The sequence below is a fragment of the Gulosibacter sediminis genome (assembly GCF_023370115.1).
GTDB classification, from domain to species: Bacteria; Actinomycetota; Actinomycetes; order Actinomycetales; family Microbacteriaceae; genus Gulosibacter; species Gulosibacter sediminis_A.
Map to the genome: position 1 here is coordinate 354,993 of NZ_CP097160.1, position 18,201 is coordinate 373,193.

The 18,201-nt window shown below is 68.2% G+C and carries 15 protein-coding genes; 7 read left to right on the top strand and 8 right to left on the bottom strand.

Translation table 11 applies throughout. The features are described 5' to 3' along the window. Positions 1–47: 47 nt before the first annotated feature. Positions 48–992 carry a LysR substrate-binding domain-containing protein gene (locus M3M28_RS01535; protein WP_249387103.1) on the bottom strand — a complete coding sequence of 315 codons (945 nt, stop codon included), beginning with the start codon at positions 990–992 and terminating at the stop codon, positions 48–50. Between the two features lie 143 nt (positions 993–1,135). On the opposite strand from M3M28_RS01535, the gene M3M28_RS01540 reads away from it, so the two are divergent. The 4 genes from M3M28_RS01540 to M3M28_RS01555 are packed head-to-tail and all read left to right on the top strand — an operon-like array spanning position 1,136 to position 4,954. Continuing rightward, positions 1,136–1,561 (top strand): RidA family protein, encoded by a 426-nt coding sequence (locus M3M28_RS01540; RefSeq protein WP_249387104.1) that lies wholly within the window; start codon positions 1,136–1,138, stop codon positions 1,559–1,561. 2 nt (positions 1,562–1,563) lie between these two features. Then, entirely contained in the window at positions 1,564–2,241 is a 678-nt protein-coding gene (locus M3M28_RS01545; protein WP_249387105.1) for a DUF1028 domain-containing protein, read from the top strand. Then, positions 2,234–3,448 (top strand): amidohydrolase, encoded by a 1,215-nt coding sequence (locus M3M28_RS01550; RefSeq protein ID WP_249387106.1) that lies wholly within the window; start codon positions 2,234–2,236, stop codon positions 3,446–3,448. The genes M3M28_RS01545 and M3M28_RS01550 overlap by 8 nt, the downstream gene beginning before the upstream one ends. Before the next feature lie 15 nt (positions 3,449–3,463). Then, positions 3,464–4,954: an aldehyde dehydrogenase family protein gene (locus M3M28_RS01555; protein WP_249387107.1), complete on the top strand. Its 1,491-nt coding sequence runs from the start codon at positions 3,464–3,466 to the stop codon at positions 4,952–4,954. Between the two features lie 250 nt (positions 4,955–5,204). Here the strand turns inward: M3M28_RS01555 and M3M28_RS01560 are convergent, their stop codons facing one another. After that, the gene (locus M3M28_RS01560) at positions 5,205–5,861 is read right to left on the bottom strand and encodes a hypothetical protein (RefSeq protein WP_249387108.1); all 657 of its coding nucleotides are present in this window, start codon (positions 5,859–5,861) and stop codon (positions 5,205–5,207) included. A 92-nt stretch (positions 5,862–5,953) separates the two neighbouring features. Next, entirely contained in the window at positions 5,954–7,924 is a 1,971-nt protein-coding gene (locus tag M3M28_RS01565) for a primary-amine oxidase (RefSeq protein WP_249387109.1), read from the bottom strand. 177 nt (positions 7,925–8,101) lie between these two features. Between M3M28_RS01565 and M3M28_RS01570 the strand changes: the two genes are divergently transcribed. Both M3M28_RS01570 and M3M28_RS01575 read left to right on the top strand, forming a co-directional pair. Beyond that, positions 8,102–8,710: a TetR/AcrR family transcriptional regulator gene (locus M3M28_RS01570; protein ID WP_249387110.1), complete on the top strand. Its 609-nt coding sequence runs from the start codon at positions 8,102–8,104 to the stop codon at positions 8,708–8,710. A 116-nt stretch (positions 8,711–8,826) separates the two neighbouring features. Next, complete coding sequence (locus M3M28_RS01575; RefSeq protein ID WP_249387111.1) at positions 8,827–10,251, top strand: purine-cytosine permease family protein; 1,425 nt, start codon at positions 8,827–8,829, stop codon at positions 10,249–10,251. Positions 10,252–10,367: 116 nt separating this feature from the next. On the opposite strand, the gene hpaD is transcribed toward M3M28_RS01575, so the two are convergent. The 5 genes from hpaD to M3M28_RS01600 form a co-directional block, all read right to left on the bottom strand. After that, a complete protein-coding gene (gene hpaD, locus M3M28_RS01580) occupies positions 10,368–11,510 on the bottom strand; it encodes a 3,4-dihydroxyphenylacetate 2,3-dioxygenase (protein ID WP_249387112.1) in 1,143 nt (380 codons plus the stop codon). Positions 11,511–11,549: 39 nt separating this feature from the next. Then, complete coding sequence (gene hpaE / locus M3M28_RS01585; protein ID WP_249387113.1) at positions 11,550–13,043, bottom strand: 5-carboxymethyl-2-hydroxymuconate semialdehyde dehydrogenase; 1,494 nt, start codon at positions 13,041–13,043, stop codon at positions 11,550–11,552. Between the two features lie 30 nt (positions 13,044–13,073). Beyond that, the gene (locus M3M28_RS01590; RefSeq protein ID WP_249387114.1) at positions 13,074–13,766 is read right to left on the bottom strand and encodes a GntR family transcriptional regulator; all 693 of its coding nucleotides are present in this window, start codon (positions 13,764–13,766) and stop codon (positions 13,074–13,076) included. Continuing rightward, complete coding sequence (locus M3M28_RS01595; protein ID WP_249387115.1) at positions 13,766–15,229, bottom strand: fumarylacetoacetate hydrolase family protein; 1,464 nt, start codon at positions 15,227–15,229, stop codon at positions 13,766–13,768. The genes M3M28_RS01590 and M3M28_RS01595 overlap by 1 nt, the downstream gene beginning before the upstream one ends. Positions 15,230–15,859: 630 nt before the next feature. Beyond that, complete coding sequence (locus M3M28_RS01600; RefSeq protein WP_249387116.1) at positions 15,860–17,170, bottom strand: MFS transporter; 1,311 nt, start codon at positions 17,168–17,170, stop codon at positions 15,860–15,862. Positions 17,171–17,432: 262 nt separating this feature from the next. On the opposite strand from M3M28_RS01600, the gene M3M28_RS01605 reads away from it, so the two are divergent. Continuing rightward, complete coding sequence (locus M3M28_RS01605) at positions 17,433–18,107, top strand: GntR family transcriptional regulator (protein ID WP_249387117.1); 675 nt, start codon at positions 17,433–17,435, stop codon at positions 18,105–18,107. Positions 18,108–18,201: the final 94 nt, after the last annotated feature.

An 18,201-nucleotide genomic window follows, 5' to 3' on the forward strand; every position in this document is an offset into this window, starting at 1 on the left:
AAACCGCACGCGGATGCGCGCCACGGCCACCCGCAGAACTCGCGCCCCTACGCCCCCGGCAGCCGAGGCCGAGCCGGATGCGCGGGGTCGGCAAGCACCTCGCGCACGGCCGCCTCGACTGCCCGCGCCCGGCTCGATGGCTGCACCTGCGCGAGCGCCGCGATCTCGACCCGCAGTCCCGGTGCATCGTCGCTGAGGTCGACGGCGACCGCGCGATCGCCCGCGTAGGTCTCGTCGGTGTTTGGGCGCTGATTCAGGATCGAGAAGCCGAGCCCGGCCGCGACCATCGACCGCACCGTCTCGTAGCTTGACGAGCGATAGCGCGGGTTTGGTTCGACGCCCGCCGAGCGCAGGATGTCGAGGAAGTACGCGGTGCTGCTCGGCAGGTCGAGCAGCACGAACGGCTCGTCGGCGAGCTCGCGCAGGGCAATGCGCTTGCGGCTCGCGAGCCGGTGCGTCGCCGGCAGGATGACGTGCGGCCGAAACTCCGCGAGCACGGTGCTCGCGATGCCGTCGCCCATCGGCAGGTCGTAGGTGAGCGCAATCTCGGCGCGACCGCCCCGCAGTGCGGCGAGGCACTCCTCGTGGTTGCCCTCGATGACGTCGACCTCGAGCGCTGGCTGGCTCTCGCGCAGCGCGCCAAGGAGCTGCGGCAGGATGAACGGCGCGAGCGGCGAGAAGCAGGCGAGGGTGATGCGGCCCTGCACCTCGTGCTGCCCGGCGCGCACGTTGTCGATCGTCGCGCCGAGCTCACCAAACAGTCGCTGCACATCGCGCAGCAGCGTCTCGCCGGCGGGGGTGAGAATGAGCCCCTTCGAGTGCTGCCGAATAAACAGCGACGCCCCGAGCGAGCGCTCGAGCTGGGTGATCGCGGTCGACACGGCCGACTGGGCCACGTGCAGCTCGGCGCTCGCGGCCGTCATGTTGAGCAGCTTCGCGCACTCGGCGAAGTAGACGAGCTGATTCAGCGTGATGGGAAACCGTTGCACCATGGGAGCCTCCTCGGGGCCGCACCGCGATCCGATCTATTTACTAGATGCACTGCCTAAATTTTCACTATTTTACAGATGGACGCGCTGGTTCAAGAATAAGGGGAACTCGCGGTAACGCAACCGCCACTCGATGAGGAGGACCCATGACCGAGCCGACCCACGTCCGCCTGCGCAAGTTCAACACCAAGGAGACGTACCCCGAGCAGAACCTCGACAACGACCTCTGCCAGGCGGTCGTCGCCAACGGCGTCGTCTACCTGCGGGGCCAGATCGGGCAAGACCTCGACACGCGCGAGTCTGTCGGCATCGGCGACGTCGTCGCGCAGACCGAGCGCGCGATGGAGAACATCAAGATGCTGCTCGAGGAGGCGGGCAGCGGCCTCGATGACATCGTCAAGGTGATCGTCTACATCATCGACCCGCGCTACCGCGAAGACGTCTACCGCACCATGGGCACCTACCTCAAGGGCGTGTACCCCGTCTCAACCGGCATCGTCGTGCAGGCGCTCGCCCGCCCCGAATGGCTCGTCGAGATCGACGCGACCGCTGTTATCAGCGAGCGGGCCTAGCCATGACGTTCTCGCTCATTCTGCGCGACCCCGTCACGGGTGAGTTCGGCTCGGTGATCTCGTCGTCGTCGCCCGCCGTCGCGGCGCGCTGCGTCAACCTCGCCGACGGCGTCGGCGGCGCCCACTCGCAAAACGTCACCGACCCGCGGCTCGGCGTGCAGCTCATCGACGAGCTCCGCGCTGGCGCGTCGGCCGAGGATGCGCTGGCTCGCGTCGTCGCGTCGGCCGACCCGGCCGCGATCGACTTCCGCCAGTTGCTCGTGTTGGATGCTGCAGGCCAGTCGGCGGTCTTCTCCGGTCCGCGCGCGCTCGGCACGTTCGGTGCCGCCCAGCGAGAGAACGCGGTTGCGGGAGGCAACATGCTCGCGAGCCTCGACGTGCTCGACGCGCTCGTCGACGCTGCGCTCACCGCCGAGGGCCCGATCGAGCGCCGCCTGCTCGCCGCGCTCAACGCTGCAATCGCGGCCGGCGGCGAAGAGGGCCCCGTGCACTCGGCCGGCCTCGCCGTCGTCGCCGATGCCGGCTGGCGCGTCACCGACCTCCGCGTCGACTGGTCGGACGACCCGATCGGCGACCTTGGCCGCGCGCTCGACGAGTGGCTGCCCCAGCGCGACGCCTACACGCGCCGCGGCCTCAACCCGGCCGAGGCCCCCTCGTACGGAGTGCCGGGCGATGAATGACGCAAGCACCGCATCCGATCACGCCTCAGCATCCGCCGCCGACGCGACCAGCGCCACCGAAGCCCTGAAGCAGCGCATCGTCGCTCGCCGCGAAGCGCTTGATGCCAAGCTCGTCGATCTCTCGAACGACCTCCACGCGAACCCCGAAACGGCCTGGCAGGAGCACCGCTCCTCGGCCGCGGTAGCGCGCCTGCTGGCCGAGCACGGCTTCGAGGTCGAGCATCCGTACCTCGGCCTCGAGACCGCGTTCCGCGCGACCTTCGGCGATCGCGACGAGGCCGCCTTCACCGTCGGTTTCGTCGCTGAGTACGACGCGCTGCCCGGCCTTGGGCAGGCCTGCGGCCACAACCTCATCGCCGCCATGTCGACCGGCGGCGCGCTTGCGCTCGCGGCGGTCGCCGACGAGCTCGGCATCGCCGTCGAGGTGATCGGCTCGCCGGCCGAGGAGGGCGGCGGCGGCAAGATCGAGCTGCTCGAGCGCGGCGCGTTCACCGAACTCGACTTCGCGCTCATGGCGCATCCGGCTCCCGTCGACGTCGTCGAGGCCCGTCCGTACGCGGTCGCGCACTGGCATGTGCAGTACGACGGCCGCGCCGCCCACGCGGCGGCCTACCCCGAGCGCGGCGTCAACGCGAACGACGCGTTCGTCATCGCGCAGACCGCGATCGCCCTGCTGCGCCAGCAGCTGCCTGCCGGCGTGCGCGTGCACGGCGTGCAGACGCGCGGCGGCGAGGCCCCGAATGCGATTCCCGAGCGCACCGAAGGCCGCTGGTACGTGCGCGCCGAAACGATGGAGCAGCTGCTCGAGACCGAGCAGCGCGTGCGCAACTGCTTCGAGGCGGGCGCACTCGCGAGCGGCGCCGCCCTCACCGTAACTCCCGAGAGCAAGCGGTATTCCGAGATGCGCACCGACGAGGCCGCGCTCGAGCGCTACCGGGCGAACGCCGTCGCCCTCGGCCGCAACTTCGACGTCGACCCGGCCGCCGCCTCGATGAACCGCGCCTCGACCGACATGGGCAACGTCTCGCTCGTCGTCGACGCGATTCACCCGTACATCGGCGTCGGTGGCGACGCGAGCAACCACCAGCCCGCGTTCGCCGCGGCCTGCGTCGGCCCCGCCGCCGAGCAGACCCTGCGCGACGGAGCGACCGCCCTCGCGTGGACGGCGCTCGACGTCGCCCTCGACCGACTCAACCAAGCCCAATAAGAAGGAGCGCCAACGATGACGCGCACACACGACGAGTGGCAGGCCGCCGCGGCCGCCCTCACCTTTGACGGCCGCCCGTTCATCGGCGGTGCCCGCGTCGACGCCCACTCGGGCGCGACGATCGCGAAGACGAGCCCGGCGACGGGCGAGGTCATCTCGCACATCCACGCCTGCGACGACGTCGACGTTGATGCGGCGGTCGCCGCCGCGCGCGCCGCCTACGACGCGGGCGAATGGTCGCGGGCCGGCGCCGGGTTCCGGCGCGAGCGCCTGCTCGAGTTCGCCCGGCTCATGGAGGCCCGCGCCGACGAGTTCGCCCTCTACGACACCCTCGACATGGGCAAGCCCGTGCGCGAGTCGTCGACGGTGGATGCGCCGGGCTCGGCCGCGCTCTACCGCTTCTATGGCGAGGCGATCGAGAAGCTCGAGGACGTGGTGCCCGTGACGCCGCCCGGCTCGACCGCGCTCGTCACCCGCGAGGCACTCGGCGTTGTCGCGGTGATCGTCGCCTGGAACTACCCGCTCGAGATCGCGACCTGGAAGATCGCGCCGGCCCTCGCCGTCGGCAACTCGGTCGTCGTGAAGCCGCCAGTCGAGGCCTCGCACTCGACGCTGCTGCTCGCCGAGCTCGCGCTCGAGGCGGGCATCCCTGCGGGCGTCTTCAACGTCGTGACGGGCCGCGGCTCGACGGTCGGGCGCGCGCTCGGCCTGCACAACGACGTCGACATGCTCGCGTTCACCGGCTCGACCGAGGTCGCGAAGCAGCTGCAGCAGTACGCGGGGCAGTCGAACATGAAGCGGCTCGCCCTCGAGGCGGGCGGCAAGAGCTCGAACCTCATCTTCGCCGACTGCGACGACCTGCAGCTCGCTGCCGAAAAGGCCGCGTTCGGCAGCTTCTACAACCAGGGCGAGGTGTGCTCGGCCAACTCGCGCATTTTCGTCGAGCGGCCGGTGTACGGCGAGTTCGTGCGCCTTTATGTCGAGGCGGCGGCCGCGTACGCGCCTGGCGACCCACTCGACCCGGCCTCGGGCACGGGCTCGCTCGTGTCGAACGCCCACGCCGACAGCGTCTGGGACGCTATTGAGCGCGCGCGCTCGGCCGGCACGATCGTCGCCGGCGGCAACCGGCCCGCGATCAACGGCTCGACGGCCTTCATCGAGCCGACGATCGTGACCGACGTGCCGGACGACCACGAACTGCACACGCACGAGCTGTTCGGCCCGGTCGCGGTCGTCACCCCGTTCGACAATGAAGAAGAGGCGATCGCCCGCGCGAACGAGACGCCCTACGGCCTCGCGGCCTCGCTCTGGACAGGCTCGCTCGCCCGCGCGCACCGGGTGTCGTCGCAGCTCGTCGCTGGCACCGTCTCGGTGAACACCGTCGACGCGCTCGGGTTCACGACCCCGTTCGGCGGCTTCAAGCAGTCGGGCTTCGGCCGCGACCTCTCGGTGCACGCCCTCGAGAACTACACCGACTACAAGACGACCTGGATGCAGTGGGGTTAGCCCGCGCGCCGGTGCCGGTGAGGCGCCGCCAACGAACCGGGGGCCCGCAGCACGTGCTGCGGGCCCCCGGTTCGTTGTTCTGGGCCGTTGGCGCCGGCGCGGTGCAACCACTCAACGAGGCAGCGTGACCCACCTGTCCCATATATCGACCAGAAGGGAGATATACCCCTGACGGAATAGTGGGACAGTTGGGTCACGGAACCTTGCCGTTGGGCGCGAGGTGGCACGGTTGAGGCCCCGGGTCGGCGCCTTAGTGCATTGTCATGACGACGAGCATCGCGGCCATGCCGAGCGACTCGAGCGCGTGTGGGAGTCGGCGCCGCAGCAGCGCGGCGCCCGCCGCGACCGCGAACACCGCGGCAAACACGAGCGCGACGACGGTGACCGCGACGAACAGCGTCGACCCGTCGTGCGAGTGGCCCGCGTGCGCGACGGCGACCGACATGCTCGCGAGCTGATCGCCGCCGCCCGCGGCGACCGTCGCGGTGTGCGTGCCGTGCGCCGGGTGCCCGCCGCCGTGCTGCAGCAACTGGAGGGCCATCACGGGGTACGACGCCGCGCAGAGGGCGGGCACCGCGCGGTCGAGCAGCCGGGCACGCGGCGTGGCTAGCGCATCCGACACGCCCCGTGCCCCGGCCGGCACGCTCCGTGCACCGGCCGTTACGCCACGCGCCCCGACCGCCGCGCGCCGCGCCGACCGCGCGTGCCACGCAGCCATGCCGACGCCGGCGAGCATGAGCACGCCGGCCCAGGCGATGGGATGCACGAGTCCGGTCATCGACGCGTCGATCATCGCGGCGGCCATCACGGCCGCGCCGCAGATCGGGGCAGCGCGGCGGTGCAGCAGCGCCGCGGCGAGGCAGAGGCCGCTCGCGGCGACCATGAGCCAGGGCATGAGCTCAGACATGAGGGTCCATTCGGGTACGTCGTTGTACTGGTGGCGGGTACGCGTCGGCGCGGCCAGGCAGCTGCCTGACCGCGCCGAAACGGGGGAGCGGGCTACTCGCAGCCGCAGTGGCCGGCGCCCTCGGCACCACCCTCGCCACGCTGGGCGGCGCAGTGCGCGGAGGCCGGGCGGGGCACATCCAGCGTCGGGTTCTGGTCGAAGAAGCCGTAGGGCTTCATCGAGAAGCCGAGGCGGTCGACGGGCATGATCGGCCAGTCCTCGGGGCGCGGGAAGTGGGTCATCGCGAACGAGCACCACACGACGATGTCGTCGCCGTCGACGGGCCGCTGCTGCTCGACCCACTGGGCGATCGTGCCCTGCTTGCCCGAGTGCTGGTTCGGGTAGGTGCCCGAGGGGAAGCGCTCGTCGGCGTCGAAGTGCGTGAGCCAGAGGTGGTTCTTGCCGTAGGCCGCGCGGCGCGAGATCGACGAGCCCTCGGCCGCCATCATCGTCGGCTGGTCGGCGGCGCGCAGCTCGTAGCCGACGGGAAAGCCGTGGCGGTTGAGCTTCGACGGGTTGACGATGTGCCACACGCGACCGGTCTCGCCGTTCGCCTGGCGCCCGCCCTCTTCGGTGAGGCGCGTGACCTTGCGGGTGAAACCGTTGCCCCAGGGGTTGTCGTCGCCGAACGGCACGCGCAGGGCCTCGTGCTCGTCGACCGCGTTCTCGAGGCCGTCGACCGACATGTCGAGTCGGGCGCAGAACATGTGCTGGTGGAACGGCATGCCGAGGCCCTCGTCGCCGAGGGGCGACGACCAGCGCCGGCGCTGCTCTTCGTCGGCGTACGCGGCGGTGTAGACGATGCCGGTCGCCTTGCACTCGAGCTCGATCGTGCCGTCGAGGTAGAGGTACCAGTAGAAGCCATAGTCGTAGTTGCCGACCGTGATGAAGAATGAGATGACGAGGCGGCGATTGCGGCGCACATCCACCGCGCCCGTGAACTCGTCGGTGTGCTTCCAGAGGATGCCGGCGTCTTCTTCGTGAATGCAGATGGCGTTCTTGATCGTGCGGGCGTGGCCCTGGTCGTCGGCGACTACCGCATCCGAGTAGTGAATCTCGCCGAGGCAGTCGCAGCCAAGCTCGAGCGAGTTCGCGTTCTTGCCCATCGAATACTCGCCGGCGTCGAAGTAGTTCTGCCAGAACCGCACGGGGCTTGGGTCGCCGTAGGGCACGACCATTTCCGCGACCGAGGCGCGGTAGATGATCGGCCGCACGGTGCCTTCTTCGCTGAAGCCGATCTGGTGCAGCACGAGGCCCTCGACCGGGTCGAAGCCGAGGCGCACCTGCCACTTCTCCCACGTGAGCACGTCGCCATCGAGGCTGAAGCTCGCGCCCTCGGGCTGGGTGATCTCGATCGGCTTCTGCGTCGTGCGGGGCTCGGGCAGCCACTCGTCGAGGTGGTAGTTGAAGCTCTCCTGCGGCACCGGCACGACGTCGGTGTCGATGACCTCGACGACCTCGCCGGTATTGAGGTCGAGGTAGGCGACGAGGCCCTCAAGCGGATGCGCCCAGGCGTTCTCCTCGGGCGTCGCCTGGATGAACGAGGAGCCGCGCACAAGTCGGCGGCCCTCCTCGCCCGGGATGTCGAAGATGCCTGCCGAGAGCGCGCAGACGCGCACCGAGTCGATGTCGGTGATGCCACGCTTCTCGACGGCGGCGCGCCAGGTCGGGTCCTGGCGGATGAGCTGCTCGGAGGCCTCGTACTCGGTGAGGGTGATTGGCGCCTGGCCCTCGGTCTCGACGTCGAGCACACGGGCGAGTAGCACCCTGTCGTTCGTGAGCGAAACGAGCACCTCGGTCTGTTCGCGGGTGCTCGGCTCGACGAGCAGGGTGCGCACCTGGCGGTCGAGGTCGCGGTTGCCGGCGATGACCTCGCGCTTGTCGGGCTCGACGAGGCTTACGAGCGCGAACAGGGTGCGCTCGGTGACGTGGCCCGCGCTGCCGATAATCGCTCGGTTGCGCTCGATCTCGTCGGCCGTGAGGCGGTTGAGCGGATGCTGTGGGGCGCTCGGTGTGGTGGTCATGACGACTTCTCCCTTGTCCATGCCGTGTGGGTGTACGGGTTCGCCGCGGCACTGCGGCGCCCGAATTCTTTGAGGTGTACTGTAAAGAATTCCACGAGGGGCGGCGTTCGGCTAGTGAAATCGAGCGTTCGGCGATACCGAGAAGTGGGCATCTACATCACCGAAGGAGATGATCTGGTGGCGCGACCGAAGAACCAGGCGGCGCGGCGCGGCGAGCTCGTGCGGGCAGCGAAGGCCGCGATCGCCGAGCGCGGGCTCACCGGGCTGCGGGCGATCAACGTCGCCGAGCGTGCCGGCCTCAGCGCCGGCTCGGTCGCGTATTACTACCCCGATCTCGACGACCTCGTGCGCGAGGTGCATCGCGACGCGGTCGCGAGGTTCACGTGGCAGCGCCTGGGCGAGCATCCCGAGCAGCTGACGGCGCGCGAGCGGCTCGCCCGGCTCATCCGCAGCGGCATTCCGGCCTCGCGCGGCGACGTCGACTTTCAGGTGCTCAACGAGCTGCACACGCACGCGGCGCGCGACGACTATCACGCGGGGCTCATGGCCGAGCTCTACCGCCTCGAGGTCGAGCTCTACGCTTCGACCCTCGAAGCCGGGATGCGCGCGGGCAAGTTCGCGATGCGGCTGCCGGTCGCGACCGCGGCGAGCAATCTCGTCGCGCTCGAGGATGCGTACGGGCTGCACTACCTCGGTGGCACGCCGCTCGAACGCGAGGAGATCTACGCGCTCATTGCCTCCTGCGCCGAGGTCTTGACCGGCTGCTCGCTGCCACCAATCTCGTGAAGTGATCTCACGCATCCGAAATCTGAATTTTACAGATGGATGCGCGCTCCTCAGGATTGACGTAAACGGGCAGGTCGGACCTGCCCGGCAGGCAACGAAGCCGTGAGGAGAACCGAATGAGCCACGAACCAGCTCCGGTCACGAAATCATTCGTGCAGTTTGAGCAACAGCACATCCTGCCGATTCCCGAGACCGAGCGCACGGGCACAAACTGGTCGCTGTTCGCGATCTGGTTCGGCCTCAACCTCATGCCGCTGACGGTGGTCACCGGTGCCGTCGCGAGCGGCAGCTACGGGCTGTCGATCGGGTGGAGCATCGTCGCGATTCTCGCGGGCAACGTGATTGGTGCGTTCGGCGCCGCGCTGCACGCGTCGCAGGGGCCGCACCTCGGCATCCCGCAGATGCTGCAGGCGCGCGCGCAGTTCGGTTACCTCGGCGCGAGCCTGTTCGCACTCATCGCGTTCGTGATGTTCATCGGCTTCTTCGCGAGCATCCTCATCGTCGCGAAGGACTCGCTGCTCTCGGTGTTCCCTGGCTTCGACGGCACCACCGCGATCATCGTGTTCGCGGCGATCGGCACCGTGCTCTGCGTGTTCGGCTATGACATGCTCAGCAAGATCATGGTCTACATCTCGGGCATCATCGCCGTGGCCGTGTTGCTGTCGATGATTCTGCTCTGGACGCATCCGGAAGTCACCTCGCAGCGCGCCGACGCGGCCTTCAACTTTGAGGGCTTCTTCGCGATGCTCGCGATCGGCATCGTCTGGCAGCTCGCCTACGCGCCGTACGTGTCGGACTACTCCCGCTACCTGCCGAAGAACACCGGCCCGAAGGCCGCGTTCTGGACGACCTACCTCGGCCTCGTGCTCAGCTCGGTGTTCGTCATGACGCTCGGCGTGCTGCTCGGCGCCGCGAACGCGTCGAACCCGCTCTCGGCGCTCGGCGAGGTGCTCGGCGGCGTCGGGCTCGCCGTGCTGCTCGTGTTCGCCGTGACGTCGGCGTTGATCAACGGTGTCGAGCTCTACTCGGCGGTGATGAACGCGCTGACGACGATGCAGTCAAGCTTCCGCGGGCTCGTGATTACGTCGCGGACGCGGGTGTGGACGACGATCGTGTGCGGCTCGGTCGCGACGCTCATCGCGATTCTCGGGCAGGGCGACTTCATGACCATGTTCGAGAGCTTCCTGACGCTGCTGCTCTACGTGCTCATCCCGTGGTCGGCGATCAACCTCACCGACTACTTCGTCGTGCGCAAGGGCGAGTACGACATCAGCGCGCTGTTCGATCGCAACGGCAAGTACGGCCGCTGGAACCCGGTGGGCTTGTCGACCTATGCGATCGGCCTGCTCGCGCAGGTGCCGTTCATGGTGACGCCGCTGTTCACGGGCCCGCTCGCCGAGCCGCTCCAATTCATCGACATCGCCTGGCTCGTCGGCTTCGCCGTCACCGTCGTCGTCTACCTCATCATTGTCCGCATCTTCGGCGACGGCACCCGCAAGCCCGTGACCTCCACCCCCACCCAAACCCCCGCATCCGCCTAAATAACCAGTTGAGTGGTCGTTTCTGTAGTGTTTCCGCTCTGGAAACTACAAAAAACGACCACTCAACTGTTAGGGCAGGGCGGATGCGCCGGGTGGGGCGGCCCCCCGAGCCCGGCTTAGAGCTGGCTGCCTACCTTGAAGCCCTTGGTGTCGTCACCGTCGCGGGTGTACGAGAAGCCGTCGGCGCCGATGGTCTGGGCCATTTCGGATGCGTCGGTGCGGGCAATCACCGGTTGCGGGTTGCCGTCGAGGTCGAGCACGAGCGAGGCGTCGGTGTACCACGACGGCACGACCGGGTTGCCCCACCAGTCGCGGCGCTGGTTGTCGTGCACGTCCCACGTGACGACCGGGTTGTCGGGGTCGCCGGTGTAGTAGTCCTGCGTGTAGATCTCGACGCGGTGGCCGTCGGGGTCGCGCAGGTAGAGGTAGAACGCGTTCGAGACGCCGTGGCGGCCGGGGCCGCGCTCGATCGCATCCGAGTACCGCAGCGCGCCGAGCTTGTCGCAGATCGCGAGAATGTTGTGCTTCTCGTGCGTCGCGAACGCGATGTGGTGCATACGGGGGCCGTCGCCACCGGTCGCGGCCGTGTCGTGCACGGTCGGCTTGCGGCGCATCCAGGCGGCGTAGACGGTGCCTTCCTTGTCCTGGATGTCCTCGGTCACGCGGAAGCCGAGGTCCTGGTAGTGGCGCACGGCGCGCGGCACGTCGGGGGTGACCTGGTTGAAGTGGTCGAGGCGCACGAGCTCGCCCGGAATCTGCAGGTCGTAGCGCCACGAGAGGCGCTCGACGTGGTCGGTCTCGTAGAAGAACTCGTACGGGAACCCGAGCGGGTCCTCGACGCGCACCGAGTCGCCGATGCCCTTGGTGAAGCCCTCAGGGCGGCGCTCGACGCGGCAGCCGAGCTCCTCGTAGAAGGCGACGGCCTTGTCGAGGTCTTCCGGCGTGCGCACGCGGTACGAGAACGCGGCGACGGCGGCGACGGGGCCCTTGCGCAGCACGAGGTTGTGGTGGATGAACTCCTCGGTCGAGCGCAGGTAGATCGCCTCGTCGTCTTCCTCGGTCACGTGCAGGCCGAGAATGTCGACGTAGAACTCACGCGACTTCGCGAGGTCGGTGACGACGAGATCCATGTAGGCGCAGCGCAGGATGTCCGGAGCCTCGGCCTTCGGCGTCGCGACCGGGTTCGCGGGCTCGATCGGGGCTTCCTTGGTGACGTAGAAGCCGGCCGACGTGCGGTCCTCTTCTCTGAATGCAGACATTGTTCTACTTCCGTGTAGCTATGTGGTGGGGATGCGGGACTACTTGCCGGTGCCGAAGCGCGGGCTGTGCGCCTCGTTCAGCGTGATCTGAATCGACTGCTGCGTCGTGTAGAAGTCGACCGAGCGGTAGCCGCCCTCGCGGCCGAGGCCCGACGCCTTCACGCCGCCGAACGGGGTGCGCAGGTCGCGAACGTTGTTCGAGTTGAGCCACACCATGCCCGACTCGATCGCGCCAGCGAAGTTGTGCGCGCGCTTGAGGTTCGAGGTCCACACGTAGGCGGCGAGGCCGTACTTCGTGTTGTTTGCGAGCTCGAGCGCCTCTTCGTCGGTGTCGAACGGGGTGATCGCCACGACCGGGCCGAAGATCTCTTCCTGGAAGATGCGCGCATCCGGCTTCACGTCGGCGAAGACAGTCGGCGCGACGTAGGTGCCCTCGGGGAAGTTCTCGGGGCGACCGCCACCGGCGAGGAGGCGACCCTCCGACTTACCGATCTCGATGTACTCCATGACCTTCTCGAAGTGGGTCGGGTGCACGAGCGCCGCGACCTCGGTCTTCGGGTCGCCGGGCTCGCCGACGACGATGTTCTTCGCGCGCTCGGCGAAGCGAGCCACGAAGTCGTCGTAGATGTCGCGCTGCACGAGCACGCGCGAACCGGCGGTGCAACGCTCGCCGTTCAGGCTGAAGACACCGAAGACGGTCGCGTCGAGCGCGGCCTCGATGTCGGCGTCGGCGAACACGACGGCGGGGCTCTTGCCACCGAGCTCGAGCGAGAGGCCCTTGAGCATCGGCGCGGCGTTCGTCGAGAGGGTCGCGCCGGTCGAGCTGTCGCCGGTGAACGAGATGAGGGGCACGTTCGGGTGCTTCACGAGCGCGTCGCCCGCGGTGCTGCCCGAGCCGAACACGAGGTTGAAGACGCCCTTCGGCAGGCCGGCTTCTTCGAAGATCTCGGGCCACAGGGCGGCCGAGAGCGGAGTGTAGCTGGCAGGCTTGAGCACGACGCTGTTACCGGTCGCGATGGCCGGCGCGAGCTTCCACGACTCCTGCATGAACGGCACGTTCCAGGGCGTGATGAGGCCAGCGACACCGATCGGCTTGCGGTTGACGTAGTTCATCTGGCGGCCGGGCACGCGGAACGCGTTGTCCTGCTGCGCGACGATCAGGTCGGCGAAGAAACGGAAGTTCTCGGCCGCGCGGCGGGCCTGGCCCTTTGCCTGGGTGATCGGCAGACCCGAGTCCCAGCTCTCGATGAGCGCAAGGCGCTCGTCGCGCGACTCGATGATGTCGGCGATCTTGTGCAGCACGCGCGAGCGGTCGCGGTTGAGCGCACGCGACCAGCTGCCCTCGTCGAAGGCGCGCTGAGCGGCGGCGACGGCGAGGTCGACGTCGTCCTTGTCGCCCGAGGCCGTGGTCATGTAGGTCTCGTTGGTGGCGGGGTTGATCACATCGAAGGTCTTGCCGGACTTGGCGTCGACGAACTCACCGTCGATGTAGAGCTGGATGTGGCTCGGGAGATCTGCGGGACGAGTAGTCATGCGATTTTCCTTACTTGGTGGGTGATGTGGCTAGGCGCGCGGGCCGCGGGCCTGGTCGGTCTTGGCGTTGAGCGAGCGCAGCACCGCGTTCATGGTGTTGAGTCGGTGCTCGCGCGCCTGGGTTTCGATTTGGTCTTGGGATGCGCCGGATTCGATGAGCGCGATGAGCGCCTCGTGCTCCTCGACGGATGCGGTGGAGCGGCCGGGCACGAACGCGAACGAAGATTCGCGCATGGTCTCGAGTCGGTGCCAGCCGCGGCGCACGAGGTCAGCGATGTGCGAGTTGTCGCAGTGCTGGAACAGCACGCAGTGGAACTCCTGGTTGAGGCGCGTGAACTTCGCGGCGTCGAGCAGCTCGAGCTCGGTGAGGGCGCGCATCTGCGCGTTGAGCTCGCGCGCCTCGGCGAGGTTCTCGGGGGTGAGCTTCGGCGCCGACTTCGCGGTCGCGTAGCCCTCGACGAGGCTCAGCGTCTCCATCGTCTCGTGGTAGACGTCGCTGTTGAGCATCGTCACCTGCGCACCCACGTTGTGCACGAAGGTCACCGCGCCCTCGGCCTCGAGCATCCGAATCGCCTCGCGCACCGGCACCGTCGAGCAGCCGAGATCGTTCGAGATCTGCGCGAGCACGAGCCGGTAGCCGGGGCCGAACGCACCCGAGGTGATGCGCTCGCGCAGGTAGTTGTACGCCTGTTGCGTCTTCGACGGTTCGACGGCGGTGGTCATTATTCGCCGGCCTTCCATGCTTCATACTTCTGCTTCCACTCGCCGGTGGGCGGGAAGAGGCCGTCGACCTTGTTGCCGGCCTTGACCTGGTCGAAGACCCAGGCGTCCTGCTTCTCCTGCTCGAAGGCGTCGTTGACAACCTCTTCGAACAGGTGCGGCGGGATCACGATGACGCCGTCGTCGTCGCCGACGATGACGTCGCCGGGCTGCACGGTGGTGCCGCCGCAGGCGATCGTGGCGTCGAACTCCCACGGCACGTGGCGGCGGCCGAGCACGGCCGGGTGCGAGCTGTTCGAGTAGACCGGGATGCCGAGTTCCGCGACCGCGGCCGAGTCGCGCACGCCGCCGTCGGTGACGACGCCGGATGCGCCGAGCACCTGGGCGCGCAGGGCGAGCACGTCGCCGAGGGTGCCGGTGCCCTTCTCGCCGCGGGCCTCCATGACGACGACGTCGCCGGGCTTGACCGAGTCCATCGCCTGCTTCTGGGCGTTGTAGCCGCCGCCGAACTTCTTGAAGAGGTCTTCGCGGTTCGGCACGTAGCGGAGGGTCTTCGCGTAGCCGAGGATGCGGCGGCCGGGGTGGTTCGTGGTGGGGCCGTCGATCGAGCAGTTCTCGACGCCGCGCTTGCGCAGCTGTGCCCAGAGGGTGGCGACGGCGGTCTCGGCGACCTTCTCGCGCAGCTCCTGGGTGATGACGGCGCGCGGGTCAGCGAGGCCAGCCTTCGCCTTCGAGCCCCACGCCTCCTCACGCTGGGTGTCGTCGACCTTCGGCTGCGCGCCGAATACTGCCAGCCCGTACTGCGACTCGACGACGTTGGTGACCAGGCGCCCGCTCGAGGGGGCACCGGGGGCGGTCGGCGCATCCACCTCGACCTCGACGACGTCGCCGGGCTGCGCGACCGAGCTGCCCGCGGGCGTGCCGGTGAGGATGATGTCGCCCACCTCGAGTGTCATGAGCTGCGAGAGGTCGGCGACGAGCTGGCCGAAGGGGAACGCGAGTTCGGCCGTCGTGTCGTCCTGCACGAGGTTGCCGTTGACCCAGGTGCGCACGCGCAGCGCCTGCGGGTCGAGGTCGGCGGCCGGGATCACCTCGGGGCCGAGCGGCGTGTAGCCGTCGCCCGACTTGTTCTTCACGTTCGAGCCCTTGTCGGCGTGGCGGAGGTCGTAGAGGCCCCAGTCGTTCGCGGCGGTGATGCCGCTCACCTTCGACCAGCCCTCTTCGGGGCTGACGCGGCGGCAGGTCTCGCCGATGATGAGGGCGATCTCGCCCTCGAACGCGAGCAGCTCGGTGCCCTTGGGGCGCTCGATGGTGTCGCCGGTGTTGGCGATCGACGTGCCGGCCTTGATGAAGTAGCCGGGGAACTTGGGGGAGCGGCCGCGCTCGGCGATGCGGGAAGGGTAGTTCAGGTGCAGGGCAAGAATTTTGCCGGGGCGGTTGGTGCGGTCGGTGAAGTCGACTGACATTGCGTTTCCCTTCGCGTCGCTGCGATGCAGCTGCGGGTGAGCAGCTGATATACGAAATGATATACGATCGCCTGCCGAGCGCAAGGGGCATTCAGTAGAGGCTCAGTTTTGGGGGTTTGGGCCGGCGGTTTGGGCGGGGCCCGATGCGCGGGTTCGTGCGTCGGTCTGGGCCTGGTCGGATGCGCGGCGCGGCCTCGCCCGCGGGTGCGGCCGGTGCCCTTACTCACTTGCTTTGCTGTATGCGCTGGCCACGCTAGCGCGCGAGTCGGAGCGTCACCTCAACGCGGTCAGCACCGGGCCGCAAAGTGTCCCCGTTGTCCCATTTTTCGCGTTGAAAGTGGGATTTCGGCGACACTCAGCGCGTGGCCAGCGCGAGGTCCGCGCCCAGCTGCCGCCAGCATCCGGATGCGGTGGTCGACTATCGGTGCGGCCCCGGTCGCGCACCTGCCGTGGCGAACGAACAAGACCCCGCCGCATCCCGCGCCCCCGACCTAAACCGGCCCGCCAGCCGGCACCCCACATCCCTCTTCCTTGCCCAAACCCGCACCGGCGCGAACCGCCACCCGCCCCGGAAACCCCAAAAGCCGCCAGGTATCCAACCTGGCGGCTTCGGGCAGCAAACCCGACCGGCTACACCTCAAGCTTGTTGAGGTCGGCACCCTTCGTCTCGCGGAAGAAGAACGACGCGATCAGCGTCACGCCGCACAGTCCCATGACGTACGCGTTGAACAGCCACGGCTGCTCGAGCGACACGAAGAGCTGGTTGAGGTAGGGCGCGGTGCCGCCAAAGACGGCGACGGCGAGCGAGTAGGCGAAGCCAATGCCGCGGCCGCGCACGTAGGTCGGGAGGCTCTCGGCCTGCACAGCCGCGAGGGGCGAGTTCGCGAGGGCCCAGATCGACAGGGCGAGTCCGACGGTGAGAGTGAGCGTCCACGGCTGGTCGTTGACGAGCAGGCTGAACGGCACGGTCACGGCGATCGCGAGCACGGCGAAGAGGACGTACATCGGCTTGCGGCCGATGCGGTCGCTGAGGCGTCCGAGGAACGGGCTCACGACGACGCAGGCGAGCTGGCCGACGACGGTCGCCCAGTAGGCCGCGCTTGAGCCCATGCCCTGCTCGTTGATCGCGTACGTGGTCATGTAGGTCATCCACACGTAGTTGAAGCAGGTGACGCCTGAGATGAGCGCGATGATGCGCACGGTCATTGCGATGACGCGGCGGCGCGGCACCTTCGGGTGCTCGACGGCCTGCGTGGCGTTCTCGAAGACGTCGCTTTCGCTCATCTTGCGGCGCATCCAGAGCACGACGAGCGCCATGACGCCGGCGACGAAGAAGGGAATGCGCCAGCCGTATTCGCCCATCGCCTCGTCGCCGAGCCCCGAGTTGAGCAGCGCGCCGACGAGGAACGCGAGCACGCTGCCACCGATGATCGAGACGCCGGTGACCGAGCCCCACTGGCCGCGGCGGTTGTTCGGCGCGATCTCGGCGATGTAGGTGATGGATGCGGTCGACTCGCCGCCGTGCGCAAAGCCCTGCACGCAGCGCAGCACGAGCAGGAACACCGAGGCCCACACGCCGACCATCGCGAAGGTCGGCATGAGCCCGATGAGGAAGCAGGCCGCCGCCATCATGAGCATCGTGGTGAGCAGCACTGCCTTTCGGCCGATGCGGTCGCCGAGCCAGCCGAAGAAGATGCCGCCGATGGGGCGCATGAGGAAGCCGACGGCGAAGACGGCGAATACTGAGAGGATCGCCGAGGCGGGGTCGTTCTGGTCGAACATCGCGGCGGCGATGAAGGGCGACATGACCGAGTAGGCGGTCCATTCGTACCACTCGAGCACGTTGCCGACGGTGCTCGAGAGCAGCGAGCGGCGACGGTCGGCGAGGGAGATCGTGGTTTGGGTCGACGGTGACGGGTCGAGTGAGGTCGTCTGTGCCATCACGGCGTCCTTTCATCGGTGTCGCGCTCGACAGTGCGCGCGGCAAGGTGGTGGGGCGGGGATTTGGCTGCGGCGCGTCAGTGCACCGGGTCGATGTGCTGGCGACGTTGCCGAGTCGGGTCGGGGATGGGCATCCCGCGATAGAGAGCATCGTATGCCAGTATTGTCGCCAATTCCACTTGGATCTCTCGGATTTTCTGGAAGTTACTCCAAAAATGGCGCCAAAGAAGCGGTGGTTGTCGGACTCCGGAATAATCGAAGCATGGCATCTGAGTCGATGAACCTCGCGCCCGCCGCGCACGGGCAGACGGGTGAGCATATCGCGCAGCTGCTGCGCGACGACATTCTCGCGGGGGAGTTCCTGCCGGGCGCGCGGCTCGGGCAGGTTGATCTTGCCGAGCGGTACGGCACGACGCGGGCGCCGATCCGCGACGCCCTGCGCATCCTCGCTGCAACGGGCCTCGTCTCGCACGTCGCGAACGCCGGGGCGCGGGTCACCCGGTTGAGCGCCGACGAGTGCGCCGAGCTCTATCGGATGCGCGAGCGAATCGAGCCGCTGCTATTCGAATACACCCTGCCGCAGCTCAGCGGGGAGCAGCTTGCTGAACTGCAGCGGCTCGCCGACGAGATGGCGGAGACCGAGGATCCGGAGCGATTCGTGCAGCTCGATCGGGAGTTTCACGACATCACGTACTCGCCCGGCTCGACGCATCTGCTTGCCGACACGGTGCGAAACCTCTGGGATCGCACCCAGCACTATCGGCGCCAATACGTGAACAACGCGCGGCCGCACGGTGACCGCGCGTCGGATCACGACCACCAACTGCTTGTGAAGGCGTGCGCCGCGCGCGACGTCTACGAGGCCGGCCACATCATCGAGTTGCACGTGCGTCGCACGCGCCTCAACCTCGCCGAGCATCCCGAGATTTTCCGCTAACCATCGACTGAATCAAGAATTTCAGTGGCCATATAAGGAAGCGCTGTTGTAACGTACCTTTCACAACCACGCATTGCGGATGAAAGGCCATCCC

Excerpts from the sequence above, each read along its gene's own strand:
- hpaE (WP_249387113.1), bottom strand. The coding sequence starts at position 13,043 with ATGACTACTCGTCCCGCAGATCTCCCGAGCCACATCCAGCTCTACATC.
- M3M28_RS01590 (WP_249387114.1), bottom strand. The coding sequence starts at position 13,766 with ATGACCACCGCCGTCGAACCGTCGAAGACGCAACAGGCGTACAACTAC.
- M3M28_RS01565 (WP_249387109.1), bottom strand. The coding sequence starts at position 7,924 with ATGACCACCACACCGAGCGCCCCACAGCATCCGCTCAACCGCCTCACG.
- hpaD (WP_249387112.1), bottom strand. The coding sequence starts at position 11,510 with ATGTCTGCATTCAGAGAAGAGGACCGCACGTCGGCCGGCTTCTACGTC.
- M3M28_RS01560 (WP_249387108.1), bottom strand. The coding sequence starts at position 5,861 with ATGTCTGAGCTCATGCCCTGGCTCATGGTCGCCGCGAGCGGCCTCTGC.
- M3M28_RS01595 (WP_249387115.1), bottom strand. The coding sequence starts at position 15,229 with ATGTCAGTCGACTTCACCGACCGCACCAACCGCCCCGGCAAAATTCTT.
- M3M28_RS01605 (WP_249387117.1), top strand. The coding sequence starts at position 17,433 with ATGGCATCTGAGTCGATGAACCTCGCGCCCGCCGCGCACGGGCAGACG.
- M3M28_RS01600 (WP_249387116.1), bottom strand. The coding sequence starts at position 17,170 with ATGGCACAGACGACCTCACTCGACCCGTCACCGTCGACCCAAACCACG.
- M3M28_RS01575 (WP_249387111.1), top strand. The coding sequence starts at position 8,827 with ATGAGCCACGAACCAGCTCCGGTCACGAAATCATTCGTGCAGTTTGAG.
- M3M28_RS01550 (WP_249387106.1), top strand. The coding sequence starts at position 2,234 with ATGAATGACGCAAGCACCGCATCCGATCACGCCTCAGCATCCGCCGCC.
- M3M28_RS01545 (WP_249387105.1), top strand. The coding sequence starts at position 1,564 with ATGACGTTCTCGCTCATTCTGCGCGACCCCGTCACGGGTGAGTTCGGC.
- M3M28_RS01540 (WP_249387104.1), top strand. The coding sequence starts at position 1,136 with ATGACCGAGCCGACCCACGTCCGCCTGCGCAAGTTCAACACCAAGGAG.
- M3M28_RS01535 (WP_249387103.1), bottom strand. The coding sequence starts at position 992 with ATGGTGCAACGGTTTCCCATCACGCTGAATCAGCTCGTCTACTTCGCC.
- M3M28_RS01555 (WP_249387107.1), top strand. The coding sequence starts at position 3,464 with ATGACGCGCACACACGACGAGTGGCAGGCCGCCGCGGCCGCCCTCACC.